General features: G+C 69.7%; 22 protein-coding genes. 5 read left to right on the top strand and 17 right to left on the bottom strand.

Annotated elements, in window-relative coordinates:
• Window positions 1–69: 69 nt before the first annotated feature.
• Both ACE3OG_RS10520 and ACE3OG_RS10515 read right to left on the bottom strand, forming a co-directional pair.
• Entirely contained in the window at window positions 70–777 is a 708-nt protein-coding gene (locus tag ACE3OG_RS10520) for a VWA domain-containing protein (protein ID WP_374308339.1), read from the bottom strand.
• Between the two features lie 27 nt (window positions 778–804).
• The gene (locus ACE3OG_RS10515) at window positions 805–1,458 is read right to left on the bottom strand and encodes a glutathione S-transferase family protein (protein WP_374308337.1); all 654 of its coding nucleotides are present in this window, start codon (window positions 1,456–1,458) and stop codon (window positions 805–807) included.
• Between the two features lie 185 nt (window positions 1,459–1,643).
• Here ACE3OG_RS10515 and ACE3OG_RS10510 point away from each other — a divergent pair, with 185 nt between their 5' ends.
• Entirely contained in the window at window positions 1,644–2,336 is a 693-nt protein-coding gene (locus tag ACE3OG_RS10510) for a DUF599 domain-containing protein (protein ID WP_374308335.1), read from the top strand.
• A gap of 19 nt (window positions 2,337–2,355) precedes the next feature.
• Here the strand turns inward: ACE3OG_RS10510 and ACE3OG_RS10505 are convergent, their stop codons facing one another.
• From ACE3OG_RS10505 to ACE3OG_RS10455, 11 genes are all read right to left on the bottom strand, one after another.
• Window positions 2,356–3,150: a YdcF family protein gene (locus ACE3OG_RS10505; protein WP_374308333.1), complete on the bottom strand. Its 795-nt coding sequence runs from the start codon at window positions 3,148–3,150 to the stop codon at window positions 2,356–2,358.
• 150 nt (window positions 3,151–3,300) lie between these two features.
• Entirely contained in the window at window positions 3,301–3,525 is a 225-nt protein-coding gene (locus ACE3OG_RS10500) for a DNA gyrase inhibitor YacG (RefSeq protein ID WP_374308331.1), read from the bottom strand.
• A gap of 9 nt (window positions 3,526–3,534) precedes the next feature.
• A complete protein-coding gene (locus tag ACE3OG_RS10495) occupies window positions 3,535–4,176 on the bottom strand; it encodes a Maf family nucleotide pyrophosphatase (protein ID WP_374308329.1) in 642 nt (213 codons plus the stop codon).
• 56 nt (window positions 4,177–4,232) lie between these two features.
• Window positions 4,233–4,451: a translation initiation factor IF-1 gene (gene infA / locus ACE3OG_RS10490; RefSeq protein ID WP_102844496.1), complete on the bottom strand. Its 219-nt coding sequence runs from the start codon at window positions 4,449–4,451 to the stop codon at window positions 4,233–4,235.
• A gap of 215 nt (window positions 4,452–4,666) precedes the next feature.
• Complete coding sequence (locus tag ACE3OG_RS10485) at window positions 4,667–5,566, bottom strand: phosphatidylcholine/phosphatidylserine synthase (protein WP_374308327.1); 900 nt, start codon at window positions 5,564–5,566, stop codon at window positions 4,667–4,669.
• A gap of 46 nt (window positions 5,567–5,612) precedes the next feature.
• Window positions 5,613–6,194 carry a hypothetical protein gene (locus tag ACE3OG_RS10480; protein ID WP_374308325.1) on the bottom strand — a complete coding sequence of 194 codons (582 nt, stop codon included), beginning with the start codon at window positions 6,192–6,194 and terminating at the stop codon, window positions 5,613–5,615.
• A 51-nt stretch (window positions 6,195–6,245) separates the two neighbouring features.
• Complete coding sequence (locus ACE3OG_RS10475; RefSeq protein ID WP_374308323.1) at window positions 6,246–7,217, bottom strand: phosphotransferase family protein; 972 nt, start codon at window positions 7,215–7,217, stop codon at window positions 6,246–6,248.
• A complete protein-coding gene (der, locus tag ACE3OG_RS10470; protein WP_374308321.1) occupies window positions 7,217–8,623 on the bottom strand; it encodes a ribosome biogenesis GTPase Der in 1,407 nt (468 codons plus the stop codon). Before der ends, ACE3OG_RS10475 begins: the two co-directional genes overlap by 1 nt.
• A complete protein-coding gene (locus ACE3OG_RS10465) occupies window positions 8,620–9,570 on the bottom strand; it encodes a tetratricopeptide repeat protein (RefSeq protein WP_374308319.1) in 951 nt (316 codons plus the stop codon). Before ACE3OG_RS10465 ends, der begins: the two co-directional genes overlap by 4 nt.
• 96 nt (window positions 9,571–9,666) lie before the next feature.
• Window positions 9,667–10,533 carry an aldo/keto reductase gene (locus tag ACE3OG_RS10460; RefSeq protein ID WP_374308317.1) on the bottom strand — a complete coding sequence of 289 codons (867 nt, stop codon included), beginning with the start codon at window positions 10,531–10,533 and terminating at the stop codon, window positions 9,667–9,669.
• 364 nt (window positions 10,534–10,897) lie between these two features.
• The gene (locus ACE3OG_RS10455) at window positions 10,898–11,608 is read right to left on the bottom strand and encodes a GH25 family lysozyme (RefSeq protein ID WP_374308315.1); all 711 of its coding nucleotides are present in this window, start codon (window positions 11,606–11,608) and stop codon (window positions 10,898–10,900) included.
• 303 nt (window positions 11,609–11,911) lie between these two features.
• Between ACE3OG_RS10455 and ACE3OG_RS10450 the strand changes: the two genes are divergently transcribed.
• Together ACE3OG_RS10450 and ACE3OG_RS10445 are read left to right on the top strand one after the other, a co-directional pair.
• On the top strand, window positions 11,912–13,648 hold the full coding sequence (locus ACE3OG_RS10450; protein WP_374308313.1) for an ABC transporter permease: 1,737 nt from the start codon (window positions 11,912–11,914) through the stop codon (window positions 13,646–13,648).
• Between the two features lie 8 nt (window positions 13,649–13,656).
• Window positions 13,657–14,994: an AAA-associated domain-containing protein gene (locus ACE3OG_RS10445; RefSeq protein ID WP_374308311.1), complete on the top strand. Its 1,338-nt coding sequence runs from the start codon at window positions 13,657–13,659 to the stop codon at window positions 14,992–14,994.
• 5 nt (window positions 14,995–14,999) lie between these two features.
• Here the strand turns inward: ACE3OG_RS10445 and mgtE are convergent, their stop codons facing one another.
• The gene (gene mgtE / locus ACE3OG_RS10440) at window positions 15,000–16,415 is read right to left on the bottom strand and encodes a magnesium transporter (RefSeq protein WP_374308309.1); all 1,416 of its coding nucleotides are present in this window, start codon (window positions 16,413–16,415) and stop codon (window positions 15,000–15,002) included.
• 158 nt (window positions 16,416–16,573) lie between these two features.
• Here mgtE and ACE3OG_RS10435 point away from each other — a divergent pair, with 158 nt between their 5' ends.
• Window positions 16,574–17,452 carry a polysaccharide deacetylase family protein gene (locus tag ACE3OG_RS10435; protein ID WP_374308307.1) on the top strand — a complete coding sequence of 293 codons (879 nt, stop codon included), beginning with the start codon at window positions 16,574–16,576 and terminating at the stop codon, window positions 17,450–17,452.
• Between the two features lie 92 nt (window positions 17,453–17,544).
• On the opposite strand, the gene ACE3OG_RS10430 is transcribed toward ACE3OG_RS10435, so the two are convergent.
• A complete protein-coding gene (locus ACE3OG_RS10430) occupies window positions 17,545–17,898 on the bottom strand; it encodes an arsenate reductase (protein ID WP_374308305.1) in 354 nt (117 codons plus the stop codon).
• Window positions 17,899–18,056: 158 nt separating this feature from the next.
• Here ACE3OG_RS10430 and ACE3OG_RS10425 point away from each other — a divergent pair, with 158 nt between their 5' ends.
• Complete coding sequence (locus ACE3OG_RS10425) at window positions 18,057–19,115, top strand: NAD(P)-dependent alcohol dehydrogenase (RefSeq protein WP_374308303.1); 1,059 nt, start codon at window positions 18,057–18,059, stop codon at window positions 19,113–19,115.
• 27 nt (window positions 19,116–19,142) lie between these two features.
• Here ACE3OG_RS10425 and ACE3OG_RS10420 read toward each other — a convergent pair whose 3' ends face one another.
• A complete protein-coding gene (locus ACE3OG_RS10420) occupies window positions 19,143–21,842 on the bottom strand; it encodes a molybdopterin-dependent oxidoreductase (RefSeq protein WP_374308301.1) in 2,700 nt (899 codons plus the stop codon).
• Complete coding sequence (locus tag ACE3OG_RS10415; protein ID WP_374308299.1) at window positions 21,839–23,059, bottom strand: NAD(P)/FAD-dependent oxidoreductase; 1,221 nt, start codon at window positions 23,057–23,059, stop codon at window positions 21,839–21,841. The genes ACE3OG_RS10420 and ACE3OG_RS10415 overlap by 4 nt, the downstream gene beginning before the upstream one ends.
• Window positions 23,060–23,346: the final 287 nt, after the last annotated feature.

The following is a 23,346-nucleotide window of genomic DNA, read 5'->3' as shown; positions in this document are numbered from 1 at the left end:
TCTTTGATCTCTCGGCGCCGACGCAGGCCCGCGGCGCGATCCGGCGCGCCGAGCCCCAGGTCGACGGCGCTAGCGCAGCTGGGCAAGCAGAAGCTCCGCAGAAGCGCCGCGCCGCGCTTCCAGCTCAAGAGCCGCGCGGCCGCCGGCGGCGTAGGCCGCGGCGGCCGACAGAAGCGCGGCGAGCCGCTCCGCCGCGCTGGCGTCGAATGTCGCATAGGCGCCGCCGGTCAGCAAGGCGATCTGGCGGAACGCCGCCTCCGCCGCGCGATCGCGCCCCTCCTGAAACATGAACGCCTTGACGCCGAGGAGGCCGAGCCGCCCGGCGAGGTCGGCGAGCTCGTCCGGACGCTCCTCCATCGCGTCGCCGACGAAGACCAGCACAGGCGCGGGCGCGGTCTTCGCCTCGTCGAGGACATGGCGCAGGACCCTGCCGATCTGCGTCAGCCCCGCCGCGACGCGGACCCGCGTCATCGCGTCGGCGAGCGCCTCGCCGCCGCTCATGAAGCGCGAGGCGCGGCACTCGCGAAAGCCGCGATAATAGACGAGTTGCACGACGAGCCCGCCATGCGAGGCGGCGGTCCGGAACATGCGCGCCTGCAGGTCCTGGGCGAGATCCCAGGTCGGCCGCCGGCTCATCGTCGCGTCGAGCGCGAAGATGAGGCGTCCGCGCCCGCGCTCCGCCGGGAGGCCGGCGGCGGCCAGAAACGCGTCGATCTCGGCCCGGGAGGCCGGCGCCGCGACGGCGCGGCCGCGCTTGTCCTCGCCCGCGCCGCTCAACGCCCGCGCCCCGCCGCGCGGAAAACGTCAATCCTTTTCATAGTCGTCGATGATCCAGTGTTCGGCGAACGCCCCTTCGACCCACTCACGCCATGCGGGAAGGGTCATCATCGCCTCCATATAGGCGCGAGTCGGCGCGCCGACAGGGATGGCGTAGGCGTAAAGCCGGTTGACCACGGGCGCGAACATCGCGTCGACGGCGCAGAATCGTCCGAACAGGAACGGACCGCCCTCCCCGTGCGCCGCCCGCGCCCGCGCGAAGGCGTCCTCGAGACGCGCGACGTCGGCGCTCGCCTCCGCGGTCAACGGCCGCGCGGAGGGCGCGCGGCGCATGTTCATCGGGGCGAGCGCGCGCAGGCCCGTGAAGCCTGCGTGCATCTCGGCCGAGAGCGCCCGCGCGTGCGCCCGCGCAGCCCGTTTGCGCGGCCAGATGGCGAGGCCGGGAAAGCTCTCGGCCAGATATTCGACGATGGCGAGAGACTCCCAGACGAGGATCTCGCCATCTTTCAGGATCGGGCATTTTCCCGCCGGCGAATGGCGCAGCATCTCGGCCCGCGTCTGCGGCCGTCCGAGCGGGACGACCGCTTCCTCGAACGGGATTTCGAACTGACGCATCAGGATCCAGGGCCGGAACGACCAGGACGAATAGGCCTTGTTGGCGATGACAAGGGTGAGGGCCACGGCTGTCCTCTCGGGCCGGTCAGACGACGGATCCGCCAAGGCGGCGGCGGGACGCCTTCCCTATGTGGCCTGCCCAAAACTTCGTCAATCGAGGACAGCGCGGCGCACACCCGCCGTTAAGCCGTCCGGCCTTAAGCTTTTTCCTTCCAAAAGCGATTTCATCCCGGCGCTCAGGAGACGCATGCATGGCCGGCCTCTCGACGTTCGACGCCTTCGCCGTCGCCTTCTTCGTCGGCGCGTGGATCGCCTACCGCTTCGTCAACGAGCACGGGGTGCGCGGACAGCCGGGCCTTTCCGTGCTGATGAACGAGCACCGGATCGGCTGGATGAAGGCGATGGCGTCGAGAGACTCCCGCATCGCCGACGCCAACATCATGTCGAGCCTGCAGAACGGAGCGGCGTTCTTCGCGTCCACCTCCCTGCTTTTGCTCGGCGGCGTCGCGGCGGCGATGCGCGCCGCCGACGACGTGCTGAAGATGGTCGGCGACCTTTCAGTCGGCTCGGTGGTCGCGACGCGCGGCGCCTGGGAGACGAAGGTGCTCGGCCTCGCGCTCATCTTCGGCTACGCGTTCTTCAAATTCGCCTGGGCCTATCGCCTGTTCATCTACGCGGCCATTCTTCTCGGCGCGACGCCCGGCCCCGAATCGCCCGACGCGCGGGCGCGCGAGGCGGCGAGCAGGCGAGCCGGCCTCATGACGATCGACGCGGGGCTGCATTTCGCCAAGGGCCTGCGCAGCTTCTATTTCGCCTTCGCCTATCTCGGCTGGTTCATCGGCCCGGCGATGCTGATCGCGACGACGATCGCCATTTTCGTCATTGTCATGCGGCGGCAATTCTTCTCGGCGGCCTACCGGGCGCTAACGTCCGAGGACGTCTGAACGCGGCGGTTCGCGCGGCCTAAGGAGCCGGAAACAGCGTCGCCGTCTTGCCCGTCGCCCAGTAGACGAAGAGGCCGATCCATTCGCGCACGGCGAAATAGACGAGCGGCGCCCGTTCGAAAGCCGTGTGCAGGAGCGACCAGTCGCGCCAGTCGCCGTAGGTGCGGTAGGCCACCGGATAGGCGACGACGTCGAAACCGACGCGCCGGAAAATCCCGATCGAGCGCGGCATATGCCAGGCCGAGGTGACGAGGAGCCACACTTCGCCCGGCTTGGGCTTGAGGAGATTACGGGTGAAGACGGCGTTCTCCCAGGTGTTGCGGGAGCTGTCCTCGAAGCTCATCCGCTCGGCCGGCCCCCCGAGCGCCTCCCAGAAGCGGCGCACCCCGACCGCCTCGGACGCGTCGCCGGAGATCAGCGCGCCCGAGCCGCCCGTGAAGATAAGCCGCGCCTGCGGATAGCGCCGCGCGAGCTCGAGCCCTTCGGTCAACCGCTCGCCGTCGCCGCTGAGCGAGCTCGGACCGCGCGCTTCGGTCAGCGAAGCGCTGAGCGCGCCTCCGAGCACGATGATCCCCGTCGGATCCGGAAGATTGGCGGGCGGCGGCGGAAACCGGTTTTCGAGCGGACGCATCAGCGCGACCCCGAGCGGCGTCAGGAACAGAACGATCAGCGCGGCGGCGCCCAACGCCGCGATGCGCCGCGCGACGCGCGCGTATCGAGTGAACAGGAGGCCGACGCCGACGCCGGCGACGACGATCGATAAGGTGAGCGGCTCGAGAAGAAGCCAGGCGACTTTTGAGACGGGAAAGAACATTGGCCGATCAGACAAAGGAGATGAGGCCGGATGTGGCCGATGGTTCAGCTAGAGCATCTTCAGCAAAAGTTGCAGACCGTTGCGTTGAGAAAATGCGCTTAAACAAGTAGTTAGAGCGCGTTCAGCGAATATGGTTTCGCTGAACGCGCTCTACTTGCGCGGTTCGCCGGCGAGCGGGGGCGCTTCGTCGGAGTCCTCGGCCGGGATGGCGTAGACGCCGCCGAGCCAGCGATGCAGATCGACGTCGGCGCAGCGCGCCGAGCAGAAGGGCCGATGCCGCGGCGTCGCCGGCTTGCCGCAGATCGGGCATTTGCGCGCCTTCGAATCGCCCCGCCCCGCGTCGCCGCCTTTCCCTGCGTCTTCCTCTTGGACCAAGGCCGTCCCTCACGTCGGCGCAAGCCAGCCGGCCAGCGTCGGAAACCCTTCCCCGGCGAGCAGCGACATGGTTTCATAAAGCGGCAGTCCGACGACGGACGAGTAGGAGCCGATCAATTTGATCGCGAACGCGCCGGCGAGGCCCTGGATGGCGTAGCCGCCGGCCTTGCCGCGCCATTCGCCGGAGCCGAGATAGGCTTCGATCTCGGCCGCCGACAGCCGCTTGAAGCGCACGCGCGTCTCGACGAGGCGCGCGCGCTCCTTGCCCGACGGCGAGACGAGGCAGACGCCCGTATAAACGCGATGGGCGCGGCCGGACAAAAGCTCGAGGCACTGGCCGGCCTCGACGCGCGTCTCGCATTTCGGGAGAACGCGTCGCCCGACGCTGACCACCGTGTCCGCGCCGAGGACGAAAGCCTCGCCGACGTCGGGATCCGCGCGCGCGAGGCGCGCGGCCTCGCGGGCCTTCTCGCGCGCGAGGCGGGCGGCGAGCAGGCGCGGCGCCTCGCCCTTCACGGGCGTCTCGTCAAGGTCGCAGGGGAGAAGAAGGTTCGGCTCGACGCCGATCTGCTGAAGAAGCTCGAGCCTCCGCGTCGACGCGGAGGCGAGCACGAGGAGCGGCCGTTCGAGGCCGCGCGCGGAGCGGGTCATGAAGGGCGCCCGGGCGGAAAATCTTCGCGGTCAGGCTGCGCCGTCATCGCCGCGGCTCACTTGAAGCGATAGGTGATGCGTCCCTTGGACAGGTCGTACGGCGTCATCTCGACGAGGACCTTGTCGCCGGTCAGGACGCGGATGCGGTTCTTGCGCATCTTGCCCGCGGTGTGGGCGATGATCTCATGCTCGTTTTCGAGCTGGACCCGGAAGGTGGCGTTGGGCAGGAGCTCCACGACGACTCCTGGAAACTCGAGCAGTTCTTCTTTCGACATTGGCGTCCTTGTCTCTGCGCGCCGGCCCGCCCGGCGCGCCCGGCCGCGGCGGCCGGAGCGTCGGCTGGCGCCAAGCTCGGCCACGAAGGAAGGCGAGGCTCAGGATTTCGGCGCAATCATCATTCGCCGGAAGGCCGCAAGGCCGCCGGGCGTCAGTCGGCGCGGACCCTAATCGAGAACGTCGAATTTGTGAACAGCCGGCGCGCGAAAACGCCTCATTTAGCAGCGCTGGCCGGCTCGGCCGGCGGCTTGTCTCCGTCCGCCGCCTCATAGGCCCTGAAACGCCGCATGGCGAAGGGAATGGAAGCCAGATAGGCGAGCGAGAGGCAGATGAGCATCTCCATCGGGAAGGTCGCCAGCAGCAGCAGGAGGGCGATCGCCCCGAACATGACCACGACCACGTAGTCGCGCGGCACGCGGCCGATCTTCTTGCCGGAGAAATGCGGGATGGCGCTCGCCATCAGGAGGGCGACGGCGATCACATAGATAATGTAGACGAAGACGACGGGCTTCGTCGCCGGGACGCCGAACACCGACAGGTTGAGGTAGATCGGCAGCAGGCCGACGATGGCCCCCGCCGGCGCCGGCATGCCGGTGAAGAAATGCGCGCGCCAGGCCGGGCGGTTCGGATCGTCCGCCGAGACGTTGAAGCGCGCGAGGCGCAGCGCGGCGGCGATGGCGAAGACGAGCGCGGCGAACCAGCCGAAGCTCTTGATTTCGTCAAGGCCCCAGAAATAGAGGATCAGCGCCGGCGCGACGCCGAAATCGACGAAATCCGCAAGCGAGTCGAGCTCGGCGCCGAAGCGCGTCGCTCCGCGCAGCGCGCGCGCGATGCGCCCGTCGAGCCCGTCGAGTACGGCGGCGACGATCACGGCGATCACCGCGAACTCGAAATTGCCCTCCATCGCGAAGCGAATCGCGGTGAGCCCCATGCACAACGCGAGCAGGGTGACGAGGTTGGGCAGGATCACCCGCAACGGCACAGCGCGGAAGCGGCGGCGCGGCGGCTCGGGCGGATCGAAGGCGTCGGCCGCGGGGCCGAACAGGGAGGGCGCCGCACCGCGGCGGCGCGGCCCGGCGTCGTCCCCGGAGGGCGGGTCGAGGGGGCGGTTCATGGCCGCCAAAATAGGGGCGCGGACAGAGCGCGGCAAGCAGGCCGGACTACGACGAAAGCCGCGCCCGCGCCTGCCGAAGCAGCGCCGCGCCGCGGGCGCGCAAGCCCGCGCCAGCCTCGGCGAGCCGCAGGCGCGCCCGCTGCGCGAGGGGCGCGAGGCGGCGCTTCGCGTCCATGAAAATCCCATAGGCGCGGGTCGCGCGCGCGAAGGCGAGGAGCCGGTCGCGCAGGTCGACGAGCCAGTCCATCAGCCGCGCGAACCATGGAATCGTGCGCAGCTTGGCGCGGCCCGCGGCGTAGATGCGCTCGACGACGAGGAGGCTCACGACATAGGCCGCGCCCATTACGATGGCGCCGGCGAGCCAGCGTCGGTCGGCGATCAGCACGAGCGCGTAGAGCTTGGCCGGCTCGGCGACGGCGAAGGGAACGGCGAGCGCCACGAGGATCGCGTAGGGCGGCAGAGCCGCGATCGCGTCCTGCAGGCGCAGGACGATCCGCAGCCGCGCCGCCCAGCGCGCGAGCGGGCGGAACAGCGGCGTGAAGACCGCGTCGAGCGCGAGATAGAAGACAACGAGCGCCTCGAACAGCCTGACGGCCGCACGGCGAAGAAGCTGGACGAATGGCGGCATGGCGCGGATCCGGGGACAATTTCGCCTATATGGGCGTCGGCGCGCCGGGTTTCAGCCCGCGAGCCGGCGAAGGCGCGCCAGCGTCCAGGCGGCGGCGTCCTCGCCGCAGAACGACCGGGAGAGGAAGTCCGCCAAAGACAGAAGCTCGGCGAGGTTCGCCGCCCGACGCCAGTCTTCCGGCAGTTCACGCCCCGCCTCGCGATAGGCGGCGCACAGCCCCTCGAGGAACGGCGCGCTTTCGCCAAGCGGCGGGCGCAGCAGATGGCCGAAATCGAAGGCCGGGCCGCCGGCGAAGGCGAACTCCCAGTCGAGCGCGACCGCCTCGAGTCCGCCCGCGGCGTCCGCGCGCAGAATGATGTTGGCGGCGTCGAAGTCGCCGTGCGAGAGGCAGGGCCTCGCCGCCCAGCCGGCGGCGAGGCTCGCGCCCTCGCGCGCGACGGCGCGCAGCATCGCCGTGCGCAGCGGCGCGTCGAGGCGCGACGCCGCGCGAGGATCGGCGAACACGGTCTCGAGCCACGCCGCCTGCTCTTCGACGCTGACGTCATAGACGCTCTCAGGGCGCAGATCCGCGCCGAAGAAGCCGAGACGCTCGAACTCGACGCCATGGATCGCCGCCAGCAGGCGCCCCGCCGCGCGCCCGAGCGGCGCGAGGTCGCCGGCGCGGTCGACCGCCTGGTCGAGGCGCTCGCCCTCGACCCATTCGAGAAATCCGTAAGGCAGATAGAACTCCGGATCGGCCTCGCCATAGCCGAGCACGGCCGGAACAGGCGGGCCTCCGACGAGGCGGCGCAGGAGCGCGGCCTCCGTGCGCGCCTGCCCGAGCCCGCGCCGCCAGTAGCGCAGCAGGACGACGCGCGGCGCCTGGCCTTCGAGCTCGACGCGAAAATTGTCGTTGACGACGCCGGCCGCGATAGGCCGCACGCCAAGCGGACGCGCGCCGGGAAAGGCGGCGGCGACCATGTCGTCGAGCGCCGCAAGGCTCGGAGCGAGCGGCTTTCGCGTTTTTGACCAGGCTTCGCGCACTATTTTCGACGCGGCTTGCTGTCGGCGTAAGGATTGTCGCCCATTCTCTTCGAAATGCGGATCGGCGCGCCCGGCAGATCGAAGGCCTGGCGCAGCCCGTTGACGAGATAGCGCTCGTAGCTCGCCGGCAGAGCGTCGAGCTGGTTGCCGAAAAGCAGGAAATAGGGCGGACGGGCGCGCAGTTGGGTAATGTAGCGGATCTTGATCCGCCGGCCCGAAACGGCGGGCGGCGGGCTCGCCTCCAGCGCGCCGGCGAGCCAGCGGTTGAGCCGCGCCGTCGAGATGCGCCTGTTCCACACCTCATGCGCGGCGAAGACCGCGCGCATGAGCTTGTCGAGTCCCTCGCGCGTCGCGCCGGAAAGAGGAACGACGGGCGCGCCTTTCACCTGCGGCAGAAGGCGGGCCGCCTCCTCCTTCAGCTCCGACAGCTTCGCGCCGCGATGCTCGATCAGGTCCCATTTGTTGAGGCCGATGACCAGCGCCCTGCCCTCGCGCTCGACGAGGTCGGCGAGCGTCAGGTCCTGCTTCTCGAACGGGATGGTCGCGTCGAGCAGCAGTACGACGACCTCGGCGAATTTGATCGCGCGCAGCGCGTCCTGGCCGGCGAGCTTCTCGAGCTTGTCCTCGACCTTGGCGCGGCGGCGCAGCCCCGCCGTGTCGAACATCTTGACCTGCCGCCCGTTCCAGTCGAACTCGACGCCGATGGTGTCGCGGGTGAGGCCGGGCTCTGGCCCGGTCAGCAGGCGCTCCTGCCCGAGAATGGCGTTGAGCAGCGTCGACTTGCCGGCGTTGGGGCGGCCGACGACAGCGACGCGCAGCGGCTTGGTCGGGTCGAGCTCGGAGCCGTCCTCGTCGTCGCCAAGGACGAGCGGCGCCTGCGCATCTTCGTCCTCGGCCGGCGCCGCGGTCTGTTCGGGCAGCGCCTCGAGCAAGGCGGCGTAAAGTTCGGCGAAGCCGTCGCCATGTTCGGCCGACAGCGGCACCGGATCGCCAAGGCCGAGATCATAGCCCTCGAACGCGCCGGCCTCGCCGGCGCGCCCCTCCGCCTTGTTGGCGACGAGGATCAGCGGCTTGTCGGCGCGGCGCACGAGGTTGGCGAACATGCGGTCGTCGGGGGTCAGTCCCTGGCGCGCGTCGAACAGGAAGAAGATGGCGTCGGCCTCCTCGATGGCGCGCTCGGTCTGCGCGCGCATCCGCCCCGGCAGCGACGCCTCCGGTCCCTCTTCGAGCCCCGCCGTGTCGATGATCGAGAAGACGAGGTCGCCGAGCTTCGCCTCGCCCTCGCGCCGGTCGCGCGTGACGCCCGGACGATCGTCGACGAGCGCGAGCTTCTTGCCGACGAGCCGGTTGAACAGCGTCGACTTGCCGACGTTGGGACGCCCGATGATGGCGATGCGGAAGGTCATTTCTGATCGGGCGGCGGCGCTGCGGCGGGCGTCTCGGGCGCGGGCGCGGGCGCGGCGGCTTCCGGCGCCGGCGGCGCTTCAGGAGCAGCCTCGCCCGCAGGCGGCGGAGCCTCGGGCTCGGAAACAGGCGCCGGCGGCTCGGCCTGCGCGGGGGTCTCAGGCTTCGGCTCGACCGCAGGCGCAGGCGCGGCGGCTTCCGGCGCCGCGAGCGCGGGAGCAGGCGGAGCTATAGGGAGCGAAAGCGTCGGGGCCGGCGGAACGACAGGGAACTCGGGCGCCGGCGCGGGCGCGGCCGGCGCAAGCTTGCCGGCCTGCACGATCCCGAGGAAAGCCTCGGCGCGCTGGCGCAGCGCGCCGGTCGCCTGCGGGTCGGCGACGATCATGTCGAGCCAGCGGCCGGCCGCTTCATAGTCGTCGCGGCGCAGCGCCGCGAGCGCCAGCAGCTCGCTCATCATCCCGTGATACATGAAGGCGGGCGAAGCGAGCGAACGATACCTGTCCTCGAAAGCCTTCGGATCGTCGAGGTCGATCCGCAGCGCGGCGGCGCGCAGCTGGGCGAGGTCGCGGAAGGACTGATCGAGCCGCTGGTCGGCGGCGAGCGCGTCATAGGCCGAAACGCCCGCCGAGGGGTCGCGCGCGGCGTCGGCCTCGGCGAGGCGCAGGCGGGCGAGCGCCGCATATCCTGCGGGGCCGCTCGCGGCGATGTCGGCGAAGGCGACCCGCGCCTCCTCGCCCTTGCCGTCGGACGAAAGCCGCATGGCGGCCTGATAGCGCGCTCCCGCCGCCTCGGCGGCGCGGTTCTTCATATAGTCATAGAGCCGCCAGGCCGCCGTCCCCACGACGAACAGCGCCGCCGCGCCGATGATGAGCGTGCGGTGCTTCCTCCAAAGCAGGAGAAGACGTTCGCGGCGGTAGTCCTCGTCGACTTCGCGGAAAAATTCGCTCATGGGGTCTCTTGCGGCTCTGATCGCGTTCGCGGGCAGTCAGCTAGCATGGGCGCGCGCGGATTGCGACCGAAGAGAGCCACGCCCCCGCCGCGCGGCTCATGCGGCCTCCCGGCCCTGCGCGTCGAGGAGAGCGAACTCCTCGTCGGTGAGCGAGACGGCGGCGGCCGCGACGTTCTCCTCAAGATGGCGGACCGAGCCGGTGCCCGGGATCGGCAGCATGACGGGCGCGCGCTTCAGCACCCAGGCGAGAGCGATCTGGCCCGTGCTCGCCCCCTTCGCCCGGGCGATCTCGTCAAGGACCGAGCCCGGCTGAGCGAGCTTGCCGGCGGCGAGCGGGAACCAGGGGATGAAGCCGATCCCCTCCGCCGCACAATGATCGAGGACGGCCTCGCTGCGGCGCTCGACGAGGTTGTAGAGGTTCTGCGCGGAGACGACCTTGAAATAGGCCTGCGCCGCCTTGATCTCCTCGACCGAAACCTCGCTCAGGCCGACGTCGCGAATCAACCCCTCCTTCTGCATGTCGGCGATGACGCCGAACTGCTCCTCGCGCGGAACTTTCGGATCGACGCGATGCAGCTGCCAGAGGTCGATGCGCTCCACCTTGAGGCGGCGCAGGCTCATGAGGACGCACTGGCGCAGATATTCCGGCCGCCCCACCGGCGCCCAGACGTCGGGCCCGAGGCGCGTGAGGCCGCCCTTGGTGGCGATCAGCAGCCCGTCATACGGGTGAAGCGCCTCGGCGATCAGCTCCTCGCTGACGAACGGCCCGTAGCTGTCGGCGGTGTCGATGAAGTTGACGCCAAGCTCGGGAAGGCGGCGCAGCACGGCGAGGCGCTCGCGCCGGTCGGCGGGCTCGCCCCACACGCCCTTGCCGACGATGCGCATCGCGCCGAAGCCGAGACGATGAATGGTGGATCCGCCGAGGCGAAATTCGCCCGAGGCGGCCGCAGGACGCTCGCTCATGCCTTTAACTCCGTGGAGACCATCGCCGCGCCAGTTAGGCCGGCGCCGCGGGCGCAGGCAAGCGCGGCGGTTCTGGTCTGCGCCTTGCCGCGCTAAAGAGGATGAGGGGCGCAGCCTGTGGACGACGCAGGACGGGCGATTTGCGAATTGGCCCGATTAGCGTATGCTTCAGCCATCGTCAACGCATCGGAAGGAGGTGATCCAGTGTCTATTCGTTCTCCGCTTGACACGGCCTGGATTGGAGGTCTGCGCCTTCCCGCCTTCTGACGGCGTCAGGTTCGAAAAGCGGACATGACAGAGGAAGGGTCGCCTCGCGGCGGCCCTTCTTTTATGTTTACTGCGCGTATGTTTCCTGCGCGGCGCGTCACGCCTTGGGCGGGCTCGTGGCCGCGGTGACCCAGACCTGCCAGTCCTTCGGCGAGCCGTTGAAGGCGTTGCGGTCGACATAGCCCTTGATCCCGGCGACTCGCCCTTCCGCCGTGTGCTGCCAGAAGCGCCACCTGCGCGCGCCGTATTTCAGCGCGGGATGCGACTTCACGCTGCGCACCCAGACCGGATAGTCGGTGAACTCGCCCTGCATCACGTCGCGGTGGAAATCCACGGTGACATAGATGATCGGACGCTTGCCGTAGGTGCGCTCCATCGCCTCCAGAATGGTCCGCATCTCGGCGATCGCGACCTCGCGCGGGACCTTGCGCGGGCAGGTCTTGGAATGGCCGTTCCATTCGACGTCGAGCACCGGCGGCAGCGCGTCGGGATCGTTCGGGACGTTGGCGGCGAACCAGGCCGCCTGCTCGGCGGCCGGGCGGCACCAGTAGGCGAAATGATAGGCACCGCGCGGCACGCCGGCGGCCTTCGCCGCCTCCCAGTTGCGGCCGAACATGTCGTCGACATGATCGCCCCCCTCGGTCGCCTTGATCCAGGCGAATTTGACGCCCGACGCCCGCACCGTGTCCCAGTCGATCTCGCCCTGGTACTTGGAGACGTCGATGCCGTGGATCTGGTAGTCCGAAGGCGCCGGGAAGGGATCGTCGCCGAGCCCCCCGCCCGCGCAGCCCGCGAGCAGAGCCATCATTCCGAGGCCGGACAGAAGAAAAACGAAGCGCCGCATGGCCACTGAACCGAGTGTCGATCTACAGCGAATACCGCGGAAAGAGTAAAGCCTCGTTAACGCGTCGAAAAAACGGCGGAACGCGGCGAAACTGCGGCGCGGGCGCTTCTTCAGGAATCGCCGGTTTCATCGAACAGTCAAAAACTTCACGGACTATTGCGGACGCTCGCCCGCGACGCCGTTTCTAGAATCGGCGCAAAACTCCTATGGTCGCGCGAGGGCTGACGCCCCGCTCAAGCTTCTCCCTTTCCCGCGCGGAAGCGATCCATGCTCTTTCGGTCCGGTCCGTTCGCTCCGCTCGAGCGCCGCGTTGCGCTCAACGTCTACGACCTGCTGTGGATCGCGCTGATCTTCTCGGGATTCATCGCGATCGGCCATTTCTCGCAGGGCCTCACCCTGCCGATCGAGGCGCCGCAATCGACCGTCTCCTCGCTCGACTATTCCGGCCTGCCCTACTACGCCATGCGCACGACGCTGCGCATGTTCGCGGCGATGGCCGCCTCGCTGCTCTTCACCTTCACCTACGCGACCCTCGCCGCCAAGAGCGAGCGCGCCGAGCGCGCGCTGATCCCGCTGCTCGACATCCTGCAGTCGGTGCCGATCCTCGGCTTCCTGTCCTTCACCATCACCTTCTTCCTCGGCCTGTTTCCCGGCTCGATCCTCGGCGCCGAATGCGCGGCGATCTTCGCGATCTTCACCTCGCAGGCCTGGAACATGGCCTTCTCGTTCCATCAGTCGCTGCGCAGCGTGCCGCGCGACCTCGTCGAGGTGGCGCGCGGCTTCAGGCTCACGCCGTGGCAGCGCTTCTGGCAGCTCGAGGCGCCCTTCGCCATGCCGGCGCTGATCTGGAACATGATGATGTCCATGTCCGGCGGCTGGTTCTTCGTCGTCGCCTCCGAGGCGATCTCGGTCGGCGACACGACGATCAAGCTGCCCGGCGTCGGCTCCTATCTCGCGCTCGCCATCGAGCAGAAGAGCGTTCCGGCCGTGCTCGCCGCCGTCGCGACGATGGCCGTGGTCATCCTGCTCTACGACGTCCTGCTGTTCCGTCCGCTCGTCGCCTTCGGCGCGCGCTTCCGCGTCGAGCTGTCGGCCGGCCAGACAGAGTCGCGCTCGGCGGTGCGCGACCTGTTCCTGCGCACCAGCTTCCTGCGCGCGCTGATGCGCCCGCTCTCGGCCGCCTTCCAGTCCTTCGCCCTGTGGCGGCTCGACTGGCTCGCGGCGCCGCGGAGCGAGGGCGAGCGGGGGGCGCTCGCCTCAAGGCTCGTCGACGTTCTTTGGTACGGCGGGCTCGCCCTGCTGATCGCGTGGGCGGGCTGGCGCATCGTCGACTTCGTGCGCGCCGAGATCGCCCTGTCCGAGGTCGGCGAGGCGCTGCTCTACACATTCTACACGCTCATCCGCGTCGTCGCGCTGATCGCCCTCGCCTCGCTCGTGTGGGTTCCGATCGGCGTGTGGATCGGCCTTCGCCCGCGCATCGCCGACCGCGTGCAGCCGCTGGCGCAGTTCCTCGCCGCCTTCCCCGCCAACGTCGTCTTCCCGATCGCCGTCATCCTCATCCTGCGCTTCTCGCTGAATCCCAACGTCTGGCTCAGCCCGCTGATCATCTTCGGCACGCAATGGTACATCCTGTTCAACGTCATCGCCGGCGCGGCGGCCTTCCCCAACGACCTCAAGGAGGCGGTGGCGGGCTTCCGCATCCGCGGCTGGTCGTGGTGGAAGAGCGTGATGCTGCCGGCGATCTTTCCGTTCTACATGACCGGCGCGCTGACGGCTTCGGGCGGCTCGTGGAACGCCGCCATCGTCGCCGAATATGTGCGCTGGGGCGACGACCTCGTGCGCGCGCAGGGGATCGGCGCCTATATCGCGCAGGCGACGGACGCCGGCGACTATCCGCGCATCGTCCTCGGCGTCGCCCTGATGTCGGCCGTCGTCCTGCTGTTCAACCGCATCTTCTGGCGCCCGCTGTTCGGCCTCGCCGAACGCCGGCTTCGTCTCGATTGAGGCTCCCCATGACGCATATCGCTCCCGCCTCGGCCAAGGCCGACGACGCCGGCGCCCCGCTCATCGAGGCGAAGCATGTCGTGCAGCATTATCAGACCGGCTCCGGCGAACAGGGGCCCCGCGTCCTCGACGACGTCTGCCTGACCCTGCGCAGCAACGAGATCGTCGGCCTGCTCGGCCGCTCGGGCTCGGGCAAGTCCACGCTGCTGCGCATCGTCTCCGGCCTCACGCGGCCGGCCTCGGGCGAAGTCTCCTATCGCGGGCGCCCCGTCGACGGCCCGGTCGACGGCGTCGCCATGGTGTTCCAGAGCTTCGCGCTGTTCCCCTGGCTCAGCGTGCTCGCCAACGTCGAGCTCGGCCTGCGCGCCAAGAAGACGCCGGCCGCCGAGGCGCGCCGGCGCGCCCTCAAGGCGATCGACGTGATCGGCCTCGACGGCTTCGAATCGGCCTTTCCCAAGGAGCTGTCGGGCGGCATGCGCCAGCGCGTCGGCTTCGCCCGCGCGCTCGTCGTCGACCCGGACATCCTGCTGATGGACGAGCCCTTCTCCGCGCTCGACGTGTTGACCGCCGAGACGCTGCGCACCGACCTGCTCGACCTGTGGGTCGAGGGCCGCATGCCGATCAAGTCGATCCTCATGGTCACGCACAACATCGAGGAGGCGGTGCTGATGTGCAGCCGCGTCCTCGTCTTGTCCTCCAACCCCGGCCGCATCGCCGCCGAGATCAATATCTCGCTGCCGCATCCGCGCAACCGGCTCGACCCCGAGTTCCGTCAGCTCGTCGACCGCATCTACGCGCTGATGACGCAGCGTCCCGATCCGGCGACGACGCGCGAGGGCGCGTTCGCGGGCGTCGGCGTCGGCATGGCGCTGCCGATGGTGTCCACCAACACGCTCGCCGGCATGATCGAGGAGATCGCCGCCGAGCCCTATTCGGGCCGCGCCGACCTGCCGGCGCTCGCCGACAGCCTGCAGATGGAGATCGACGAGCTTTTCCCGGTGGGCGAGACGTTGCAGCTGATGCGCTTCGCCGAGCTCGAATCGGGCGACATCAGGCTGACGCCGGCCGGCCTGCGCTTCGCCGATCTCGAGACCGACGCGCGCAAGAAGCTGTTCGGCGAGCATCTCGTCGCCTATGTGCCGCTCGCCGCGCGCATCAAGGCGGTGCTCGAGGAGCGCCCGAGCCACAACGCCCGCGCCGCCCGCTTCCTCGAGGAGCTGGAGGACCACATGTCCGAGGAATACGCCGCCGACACGCTGCGCAGCGTCGTCAACTGGGGCCGCTACGGCGAGCTGTTCGCCTACGACGAGGCGACCGAGACCTTCAGCCTCGAAAATCCACAGTAGCCAGCTCACTCCAGCTTGAACCACAGCGTCGCGAAGCCGAGGAACGAGGCGAAGCCGACGACGTCCGTGACCGTCGTCACGAAGGCGCCGGAGGCCACCGCCGGGTCGACGCGCAGCCGCGCGAGAATCTGCGGGATGACGATGCCGCCGAGCGCGCCGGCGACGAGATTGGTCACCATGGCGAGGGCGATGACGACGCCGAGCCCCGGCGACTCGAACCAGTAGCCGGCGACGATTCCCGTCAGCACGCCGAACGCGACGCCGTTGACGAGGCCGACCATGGCCTCGCGGAAAATAATGCGCATGGCGTTGGCGCGGGAGAGCTCGCGCGTCGCGAGCGCGCGCACCGCGACCGTCATGGTCTGCGTCGCCGCGTTGCCGCCCTGGCTCGCGACGATGGGGGCGAGCACGGCGAGCGCCACCATCTTCTGCAGCTGGCCCTCGAACAATCCGAGCACCGACGAGGCGATGAAGGCGGTGAGGAGATTGACGAAGAGCCAGACGAAGCGGCTCTTCGAGGTGGACAGCACCGTGTCCGACAGCTCCTCGGTTTCGGAGACGCCGCCGAGCGCCTTCAGGTTGGCGTCCGCCTCCTCCTGAATGACGTCGACCACGTCGTCGATGGTGACGACGCCGACGAGCCGTCCGCCCTCGTCGACCACCGGGGCCGACACCAGGTTGTAGCGCTCGAACAGCCGCGCCACCTCCTCGCGGTCCTCGTCGACCTCGATGCGGCGCCGGTCGGCGGACATGATGTCCTCGAGCAGGGCGCGGCTCTTCGAGCGCAGCAGCGTGTCGAGGAACACCGCGCCAAGCAGCCTGTGGCCCGGGTCGACGATGAAGATCTCGAAGAAGGAGTCGGGCAGCAGCTCCTCGTCGGTGTCGCGCATGACGTCGATCGCCTGCCCCGCCGTCCAGTAGGGCGGCGCGGTGACGAAGGTCGTCTGCATCAGCCGGCCGGCCGAGTGGTCGGGATAATGCAGCGAGCGCTGGAGCTGGGCGCGGTCGACCGCCGGCAGGGCGTCGAGGATCTCGGCCCGATCCTCCGGCTCGAGGTCTTCGAGCAGAGTGACGGCGTCGTCGTTCTCGAGGTCGCGCACGCCCTCCGCGACCTCGCGCGCCGGCAGCTCCTCGAGGATTTCGTCGCGGATGTTGGCGTCGATCTCGGTCAGCGCGGCGAAGTCGAAGCTGTGCCCCATGAGGCGCACGAGGCGCACCCGCCGCTCGGGGTCGAGCGCCTCGACGAGCGCGCCGAGGTCGGCCTCGTGCAGGTCGGCGGCGAGCGCGGTGACGCGCGGAGCGTCCTCGGCGTCGACGGCGGCGACGACGTCGTCGAGGAACTGCGGACGCACCGCTCCGCCCTCGTCGTAGAGCGACTCCGCCTCGGCGTCGGCCGCCCTCAGTTCGTTCGCGTCGACCATCGCCGCTCCTCGCCGCCCGAGGCGCCGCGGCGGCGCCCGCATGGTTCATAGGGCGGTTTCGGCGCAGGGCAAGCCCGCCTGCGCGGCGCTCGCGCATTTGCGTCTTGACCCGACCCGGACGCGCGCCCAAACCCTGCTCCAGCCGTGGAGCGCCGCAGTTGAAGAATTTTTCCGCGATGGCGCGAAGCGCGCTTCTCCTCTGTGCGCTCGCTTCCGCTTCCCCGGCCCTCGCCTGCGGGCCGGAGGCGCTCGGCGTCGCCCGCGTCCTGACCCTCGCGGCGAAGCCGGGCGAAGCGCCTGCGGTCGGCCTCAAGAGCTATCCGCAAACGCTCGACCTCAAGCCGCGCGAGGTCGTGCTGACCTTCGACGACGGCCCCCTGCCCGGCCCCACGACGAGAATTCTCGACGCGCTCGACGCGCAATGCGTCAAGGCGACCTTCTTCCTCATTGGCCGCAACGCGCAGGCCAATCCGCGCCTCGCGCGCCGCGAGGCGCAGGCCGGGCACACCATCGCCCACCACAGCTTCTCGCACCGTCTCATGGGCCGGCTCGCGGAAGCGGTCGCCAGGGAGGACATCGACAAGGGTTTCCGCGCCGACGACCTCGCCGCCTTCGGGACGGCCGGCGAGCAGCCCCGCGCGCCTTTCTTCCGCTATCCGGGCTTCGTCGATTCGCCCCAGCTCAACGCCTGGCTCGCGTCGCGCGGCGTGATCGTCTTCGGCGCGGACGTGTGGGCCTCAGACTGGGAGAAGATGACGCCGCAGGAGGAGCTGGATCGCACGCTCGCCCGCCTCGAAGCGTCGAACGGCGGGATCCTGCTGCTGCACGACATCAAGGCGCAGACCGCCGCCATGGTCCCGGAGCTGCTCGTCGAGCTCAAGCGGCGCGGCTTCTCCATCGTGCATGTGAAGCCGCGCGAGACGCCGGCGCCCATTCCCTTGCGCGCGGCGCCGCCGGGATGGAAATCCGAGACCGCCGCGATCCTCGCCGGCGCGGCGAAGAAAGCCGTCCCGGACAGGCCGCATTCCGCCCAATAAAGCGCCCGCCGGCGCCGTCGGCGCGTCGTTCAGCATTTATTGAACAGCCGGGAAGAACAAAATCTGAAGAGAGTTCGTGACGGCTTCGCCGTTCACCTGAACGCGGCCTCATAAATCTCCGGCCTGAAGCCGACGACGAGGCGGTCTCCGATCTCGAGCGCCGGACGCCTGATCATCGTCGGCTTCTCCAGCATCAGGGCGATCGCGCGGACTTCGTCGATCCCCTCGCGCGCCGGTTCGGGCAGGCTGCGGAAGGTCGTCCCCGAACGGTTCAGGAGCTTCTCCCAACCGACCTTGCGCGACCATTCCTCGAGCTTGTCGCGAGTAAGGCCCTGCGTCTTGTAGTCGTGGAAGGCGCAGGCGATCCCCCTCGCCTCGAGCCAGGCGCGCGCCTTCTTCATCGTGTCGCAATTCCTGATGCCGTAGATGGTCGCGGGTTCGGTCATGGGGGCCTCCTGCGCCCGCGTCATAGCGCGGCGGCGCCTCGACGCGAAGGGCCAAAGGCGAAGGTGGCGAGACGCGCCGCAAGGCGTTAAGACGGCGCGAGAAGAGGCCGCCACGGCCGCGTTCGTCGGATCTTCGCGGATCCTCCCTGGAGAACGTCATGCAGACAAAAGCCTACGCCGCGCAATCGCCGACCGACCTGTTCGGACCCTATGAGATCGAGCGCCGCGCGCCCGGGGCGAGGGACGTCGCGATCGAGGTCCTCTACTGCGGCGTCTGCCATTCCGACCTGCACACCGCCCGCAGCGAATGGCCCGGCACGCGCTACCCCTGCGTTCCCGGCCATGAGATCGTCGGCCGCGTCACGGCCGTCGGCGCCGACGTCGCCAAATTCAGGGTCGGCGACGTCGCCGCCGTCGGCTGCATGGTCGACAGCTGCCGCCATTGCCCCTCCTGCGACGACGGACTCGAGCAATATTGCCAGCACGGCTTCACAGCCACCTACAACGGCAATGTGTTCGGCGGCGGCGAGAACACTTTTGGCGGCTACTCCGCCTCGATCGTCGTCGACGAGCGCTTCGTGCTGCGCGTCAGCCATCCCGAGGCCGATCTTCCCGCCGTCGCGCCGCTGCTGTGCGCCGGGATCACCACCTGGTCGCCGCTGCGCCGCTGGGGCGCGGGGCCCGGCAAGAAGGTCGGGATCGTCGGCATCGGCGGCCTCGGCCACATGGGCGTCAAGCTCTCCCATGCGCTCGGCGCTCACACCGTCGCCTTCACCACCTCGCCGGGCAAGATCGACGCGGCGAAGGCGCTCGGCGCCGACGAGGTCGTCGTGTCGAAGCATCCCGACGAGATGGCGGCGCACGCCGGCTCGTTCGACTTCATCCTGAACACCGTCGCCGTCTCGCACGACCTCGACCCGTTCGTCGCGCTGCTCAAGCGCGACGGGACGATGACCCTCGTCGGCGTGCCGGCGACGCCGCACCTCTCACCCAACGTCGGCGGCCTCATCTTCGGCCGGCGCTCGATCGCCGGTTCGCTGATCGGCGGAATTCCGGAAACGCAGGAGATGCTCGATTTCTGCGCCGAGCGCGGCGTCGTCGCCGACGTCGAGATGATCGCGATGCAAGAGATCGACAAGGCCTACGGCCGCATGGTCAAGAGCGACGTGAAATATCGCTTCGTCATCGACGTCGATACGCTCAGGAACGCCGCCTGACGGCGGCGCCCGTTCATGGCGGCGGCCTCAAGCCGCCGCCGGCTCCGGCTGAAAGGCCGCGATCATACGCTTCATCTCGGGGATGCAGGAGCCGCAATTGGTCCCGGCCTTGAGCCGCGCGCCGATCGCCGCCGGATCGCGGCAGCCGTCCGCGACGGCGGCGAGGATCGCGCCGTGCGGCACGCCGAAGCAGGCGCAGACGTTGGGGCCGAGGTCGGGCGCGCCGGAAAGGCCCCGCCCGGACAGCATCAGCCGCCGCGCCGCGCCGTCGAGCCGCTCCGCCGCGAAGGCTTCGCGCATGACGCCCCACCGCGTTTCGTTCGGCGCGGGGCCAAGGAACATCGCGGCCGTGAGCCTGCCGTCCGACACCAGCGCCGCGCGAAAAACGCCGCGCGTCGCGTCGCTGAAGGAGACGAGCTCGGCGTCCTCCGGCGCGAGGGCGCGCAGCGCCGCGAGCCAGAAGCCGTCCGCGCCGTCGACCTCGACGCGCGCGGCGTAGCCGCCTTCGATCGCCTCCCAGGCCCAGTAGGAATCGCGCGGCAGCGGCGTCCGCCGGCGCGACAGGACGAAGCCCGCGCGGGCGAAGGAGACCGGCGTCATCGTCGCCGGCGTCGCCTTGGAGTCCGGCTGCTTCGACACGGGATCGACGAAGGCGTGGACGAGGGCGCCGGCGCGCGCCGCGCTCGCCGTCTCGTCGCTCCAGTGGATCGGCGCGAAGATGTCGCCTTCGTCCTGCGCCGTCGTCGCCTTGACGCGGAAGACGGCCGAGCCATGCGCGCTGGAAACGCGCGCGAGGCCGCCGTCCCTGAGCGCGAAGCGATCGGCGTCCGCCGGGTTCACGAGCAGCGTCGGCTCGCTCATATGGCCGCCGAGGCGCTGCGAGAGGCCGGTGCGGGTCATGGTGTGCCACTGGTCGCGCACGCGCCCGGTGTTGAGCAGCAGCGGAAATTGCTCGCTCGTCGCCTCGGGCAGGCGCGGCGGCGCGATGGCGACGAAGTTCGCCCTGCCGCCGGCGGTGAAGAAGCCGCCCTCCGAGAAGAAGCGCTTGCGCCCCGCCGGCTCGCCCGCCGGCAGCGGCCATTGCGCCGGCGCCATCCGGTCATAGTCCTGCGCGGCGAGGCCGACGAGGCCCGAAAGGTCGAAGTCGCGCGTTCCGTCGTTCTCGAAGGCCGAAAGGGCCGCGTGCTCGGCGAAGATCTCGGCGGGAGAGGAATAGTCGAAGCCCGAGAAGCCCATGCGGCGCGCGACTCCGCAGATCGCGCGCCAGTCGGCGCGGACCTCGCCCGGCGGCGGCAGGAAGGCGCGCTGGCGCGAGATGCGCCGCTCGGAGTTCGTCACCGTCCCGTCCTTCTCGCCCCATCCGGCGGCGGGAAAGACCACGTGCGGGCGCGCGCCGAGCGTGTCGTTGGAGGCGACGTTCTCCGAGACGACGAAAAGCTCGAGCCGGCGAAGGGCCTCGCGCGCATGGTCGGCGCGCGGCAGGCTGACCGCCGGATTCGTGCCCATGACCCAGAGCGCCCTGACCTCGCCGCGGGCGATCGCGTCGAACATCGAGGTGGCGGTGAGCCCCTCTTCCCGCGCCATGTTCGGCGCCGACCAGAAGCGGCGCACGCGGTCGATCTCGGGCGGCGAGAATCCCATGTGCGCGGCGAGCTGGTTGGCGAGGCCGCCGACCTCGCGTCCGCCCATGGCGTTCGGCTGGCCGGTCAGCGAGAAGGGCCCCATGCCGGGCCGCCCGATGCGTCCCGTGGCGAGGTGGCAGTTGAGGATGGCGTTGACCTTGTCGACGCCCTGCGCCGACTGGTTGACGCCCTGGCTATAGAGCGTGACGACGCGCTCCGTTCCCGCCCACATCTCGAAGAAGCGGGCGACGTCCGCCTCGGCGAGGCTGGTCCGCGCCGCGGTCGCCGCAGCCGACGGGGCGATCTCGCGGGCGCGGGCGAGCGCCGCCTCAAAGCCCTGCGTGTGAGCGTCGATGAAGGCGCGGTCGAGCCGGCCGGCGTCCGCGAGATGGACGAGCAGGCCGGAAAACAGCGCGCCGTCCTCGCCAGGCCGGACCGAGAGCTGCAGCGCCGCGGCCTCGCTCGTCGCGGTGCGGCGCGGGTCGACATTGACGAGCTTGCCGCCGCGCGCGTCCATCGCCCTCGTCATGCGCTGGTGAAGGATCGGATGGCACCACGCGGCGTTCGAGCCGACGAGCACGTAGAGGTCGGCCTCGTCGAGATCCTCGTAGCAGCCGGGGACCGTGTCCGAGCCAAACGCGCGCTTGTGGCCGGCGACCGAGGACGACATGCACAGGCGCGAGTTGGTGTCGACGTTGGCCGAGCCGATGAAGCCCTTCATCAGCTTGTTGGCGACGTAATAATCCTCGGTCAGCAGTTGGCCGGAGAGATAGAAAGCGACCGCCTTCGGACCATGCCTTTCGACGATGCGCGAGAAGCCGGAGGCGACATGGTCGAGCGCCGCGTCCCAGCCGCAGCGCGCGCCGTCGAGCAGCGGAAAGAGCTGGCGCGTCTCCAGCGCCAGCGTCTCGCCGAGCGCCGAGCCTTTCGAGCAGAGCCTGCCGAAATTCGAGGGATGGTCCTTGTCGCCCTCGATCGCTGCGCCGCCATAGCCGTCGGGCGCAGCGAGCACGCCGCAGCCGACGCCGCAATAGGGGCAGGTCGTGCGGGTTGCGGCGTCGCCCGCGCGCCGGGCGGCTCCTGAGACGGGGCTCAGCTCGTTCATGCGGCCTCGCTTTCAACGGCCGCGCGCCCGAAAATCAGGCGTTCGCGGAAAGCCTCGATCGGCCTCGCGTCCCGGATCAGCGCCTGCAGCCAGAGCCCGTCCGCCGCGTCGCCGTAAAGGACCGCGCCGATCAGTTTTCCGTCCCGAACCACCAGCTTCTTGTAGGTTCCGGCCGCGGGATCGTCGAAGACGATCGCCTCCTTGCCCTCCCCCTCGCCCATGAAGTCGCCGACCGAGAACAGCGAGACGCCGGCGACCTTGAGGTTGGTCGCGAGCACTGTCCCCTCGAAGGCGGCCTCGGCGTCGCCGGAAAGGCGGCGGGCGAGCACGGCCGCCTGCTGATAGGCCGGCTCGACGAGCCCATAGGCGATCCCGCGATGCTCGGCGCATTCGCCGAGCGCGAAGATGTCGGGGTCGGAGGTCGTCATGCCGTCGTCGACCAGCACGCCGCGGTTGACCTCGAGGCCGGCGGCGCGGGCGAGATCCGCGTTGGGCCGCACGCCGACGGCGCAGACGACGAGGTCGGCCGGGATGCGCCGCCCGTCGGTCAGGCGCAGCGCCTCGACCCTGCCCTCGCCCTCGACCGCGGCGGTGTCGGCGCCGAGCAGGGTTTCGACGCTTTTTTCCTCCATCGCCTGCAAAAGCAGCTTCGCCGCCGGCGCGTCGAGCTGGCGCTCCATCAGCCGGTCCATGAGATGCAGCAGCGTGACCTTCGCGCCCGCCTTGGCGAGGCCATAGGCGGCCTCGAGCCCGAGCAGGCCGCCGCCGATGACGATGGCGCGCTTGCCCGGTCCGGCGCCCGAGAGCATGGCGCCGACGTCGCCCATGGTGCGGAAGGTGATGACGCCCGGCAGGTCCATGCCGGGCTTGGGCAGGCGGATCGGATGCGAGCCTGTCGTCAGCACGAGCTTGGCGTAGGAAAGGACGACGCCGTTCGCGAGCCGCACGGTCTTCGCCGCGCGGTCGATCGCGTCGACCGGAGCGCCGTGGAGATTGGTCACGCCCTGGCGCGCCCACCAGTCGGCGCGCTTGAGCTCGATGTCGGCGGCCGCGACCTCGCCGGCGAGCAGCGAGGACAGCATGACCCGGTTATAGGCCCGGAACGGCTCGGCGCCGATGACGAGCACCGCATAGCGCCCGAGCGCGCGCTTGCCGAGCTCGTCGATGAAACGGGTCGCCGCCATGCCCTGGCCGACGACGATCAGCGCTTCGCCCATGTCTCACCCCGCGTTCGCAGGTCGCAGCAAAAAAGCGCCGCGTATCGAACGCCCGCGATGGACGCGATGACGCGGCGCTGAAGTTGGGGACCTGCCATTGAACGTTTTTTCTCAAGCAAGCGCGGCGCCACGCCTTGCTCCTCCCGGGATGAAAGGCGCGAAAATGAAGGGAGGACATGGAAGTGGCCGCTCGGCCACATTTGCGGGCGAAATGACTACCGGGCGCGCAGAAGGCTTCCAAACGCCGCTGGAGCTTCAGCTTGCGCCTTGCCCCTTCCGGCGCGTCG

The organism is Methylocella sp. (assembly GCF_041905455.1).
In the GTDB taxonomy this organism is placed as follows: Bacteria; Pseudomonadota; Alphaproteobacteria; order Rhizobiales; family Beijerinckiaceae; genus Methylocapsa.
The sequence above is the reverse complement of the archived record's forward strand: the minus strand, read 5'-3'. Positions and strand labels throughout refer to the sequence as shown.

Excerpts from the sequence above, each read along its gene's own strand:
- infA (WP_102844496.1), bottom strand. The coding sequence starts at position 4,451 with ATGTCGAAAGAAGAACTGCTCGAGTTTCCAGGAGTCGTCGTGGAGCTC.
- ACE3OG_RS10510 (WP_374308335.1), top strand. The coding sequence starts at position 1,644 with ATGGCCGGCCTCTCGACGTTCGACGCCTTCGCCGTCGCCTTCTTCGTC.
- ACE3OG_RS10445 (WP_374308311.1), top strand. The coding sequence starts at position 13,657 with ATGACGCATATCGCTCCCGCCTCGGCCAAGGCCGACGACGCCGGCGCC.
- ACE3OG_RS10505 (WP_374308333.1), bottom strand. The coding sequence starts at position 3,150 with ATGTTCTTTCCCGTCTCAAAAGTCGCCTGGCTTCTTCTCGAGCCGCTC.
- ACE3OG_RS10415 (WP_374308299.1), bottom strand. The coding sequence starts at position 23,059 with ATGGGCGAAGCGCTGATCGTCGTCGGCCAGGGCATGGCGGCGACCCGT.
- ACE3OG_RS10460 (WP_374308317.1), bottom strand. The coding sequence starts at position 10,533 with ATGAGCGAGCGTCCTGCGGCCGCCTCGGGCGAATTTCGCCTCGGCGGA.
- ACE3OG_RS10495 (WP_374308329.1), bottom strand. The coding sequence starts at position 4,176 with ATGACCCGCTCCGCGCGCGGCCTCGAACGGCCGCTCCTCGTGCTCGCC.
- ACE3OG_RS10425 (WP_374308303.1), top strand. The coding sequence starts at position 18,057 with ATGCAGACAAAAGCCTACGCCGCGCAATCGCCGACCGACCTGTTCGGA.
- mgtE (WP_374308309.1), bottom strand. The coding sequence starts at position 16,415 with ATGGTCGACGCGAACGAACTGAGGGCGGCCGACGCCGAGGCGGAGTCG.
- ACE3OG_RS10420 (WP_374308301.1), bottom strand. The coding sequence starts at position 21,842 with ATGAACGAGCTGAGCCCCGTCTCAGGAGCCGCCCGGCGCGCGGGCGAC.
- ACE3OG_RS10450 (WP_374308313.1), top strand. The coding sequence starts at position 11,912 with ATGCTCTTTCGGTCCGGTCCGTTCGCTCCGCTCGAGCGCCGCGTTGCG.
- ACE3OG_RS10485 (WP_374308327.1), bottom strand. The coding sequence starts at position 5,566 with ATGAACCGCCCCCTCGACCCGCCCTCCGGGGACGACGCCGGGCCGCGC.
- der (WP_374308321.1), bottom strand. The coding sequence starts at position 8,623 with ATGACCTTCCGCATCGCCATCATCGGGCGTCCCAACGTCGGCAAGTCG.
- ACE3OG_RS10455 (WP_374308315.1), bottom strand. The coding sequence starts at position 11,608 with ATGATGGCTCTGCTCGCGGGCTGCGCGGGCGGGGGGCTCGGCGACGAT.
- ACE3OG_RS10430 (WP_374308305.1), bottom strand. The coding sequence starts at position 17,898 with ATGACCGAACCCGCGACCATCTACGGCATCAGGAATTGCGACACGATG.
- ACE3OG_RS10465 (WP_374308319.1), bottom strand. The coding sequence starts at position 9,570 with ATGAGCGAATTTTTCCGCGAAGTCGACGAGGACTACCGCCGCGAACGT.
- ACE3OG_RS10480 (WP_374308325.1), bottom strand. The coding sequence starts at position 6,194 with ATGCCGCCATTCGTCCAGCTTCTTCGCCGTGCGGCCGTCAGGCTGTTC.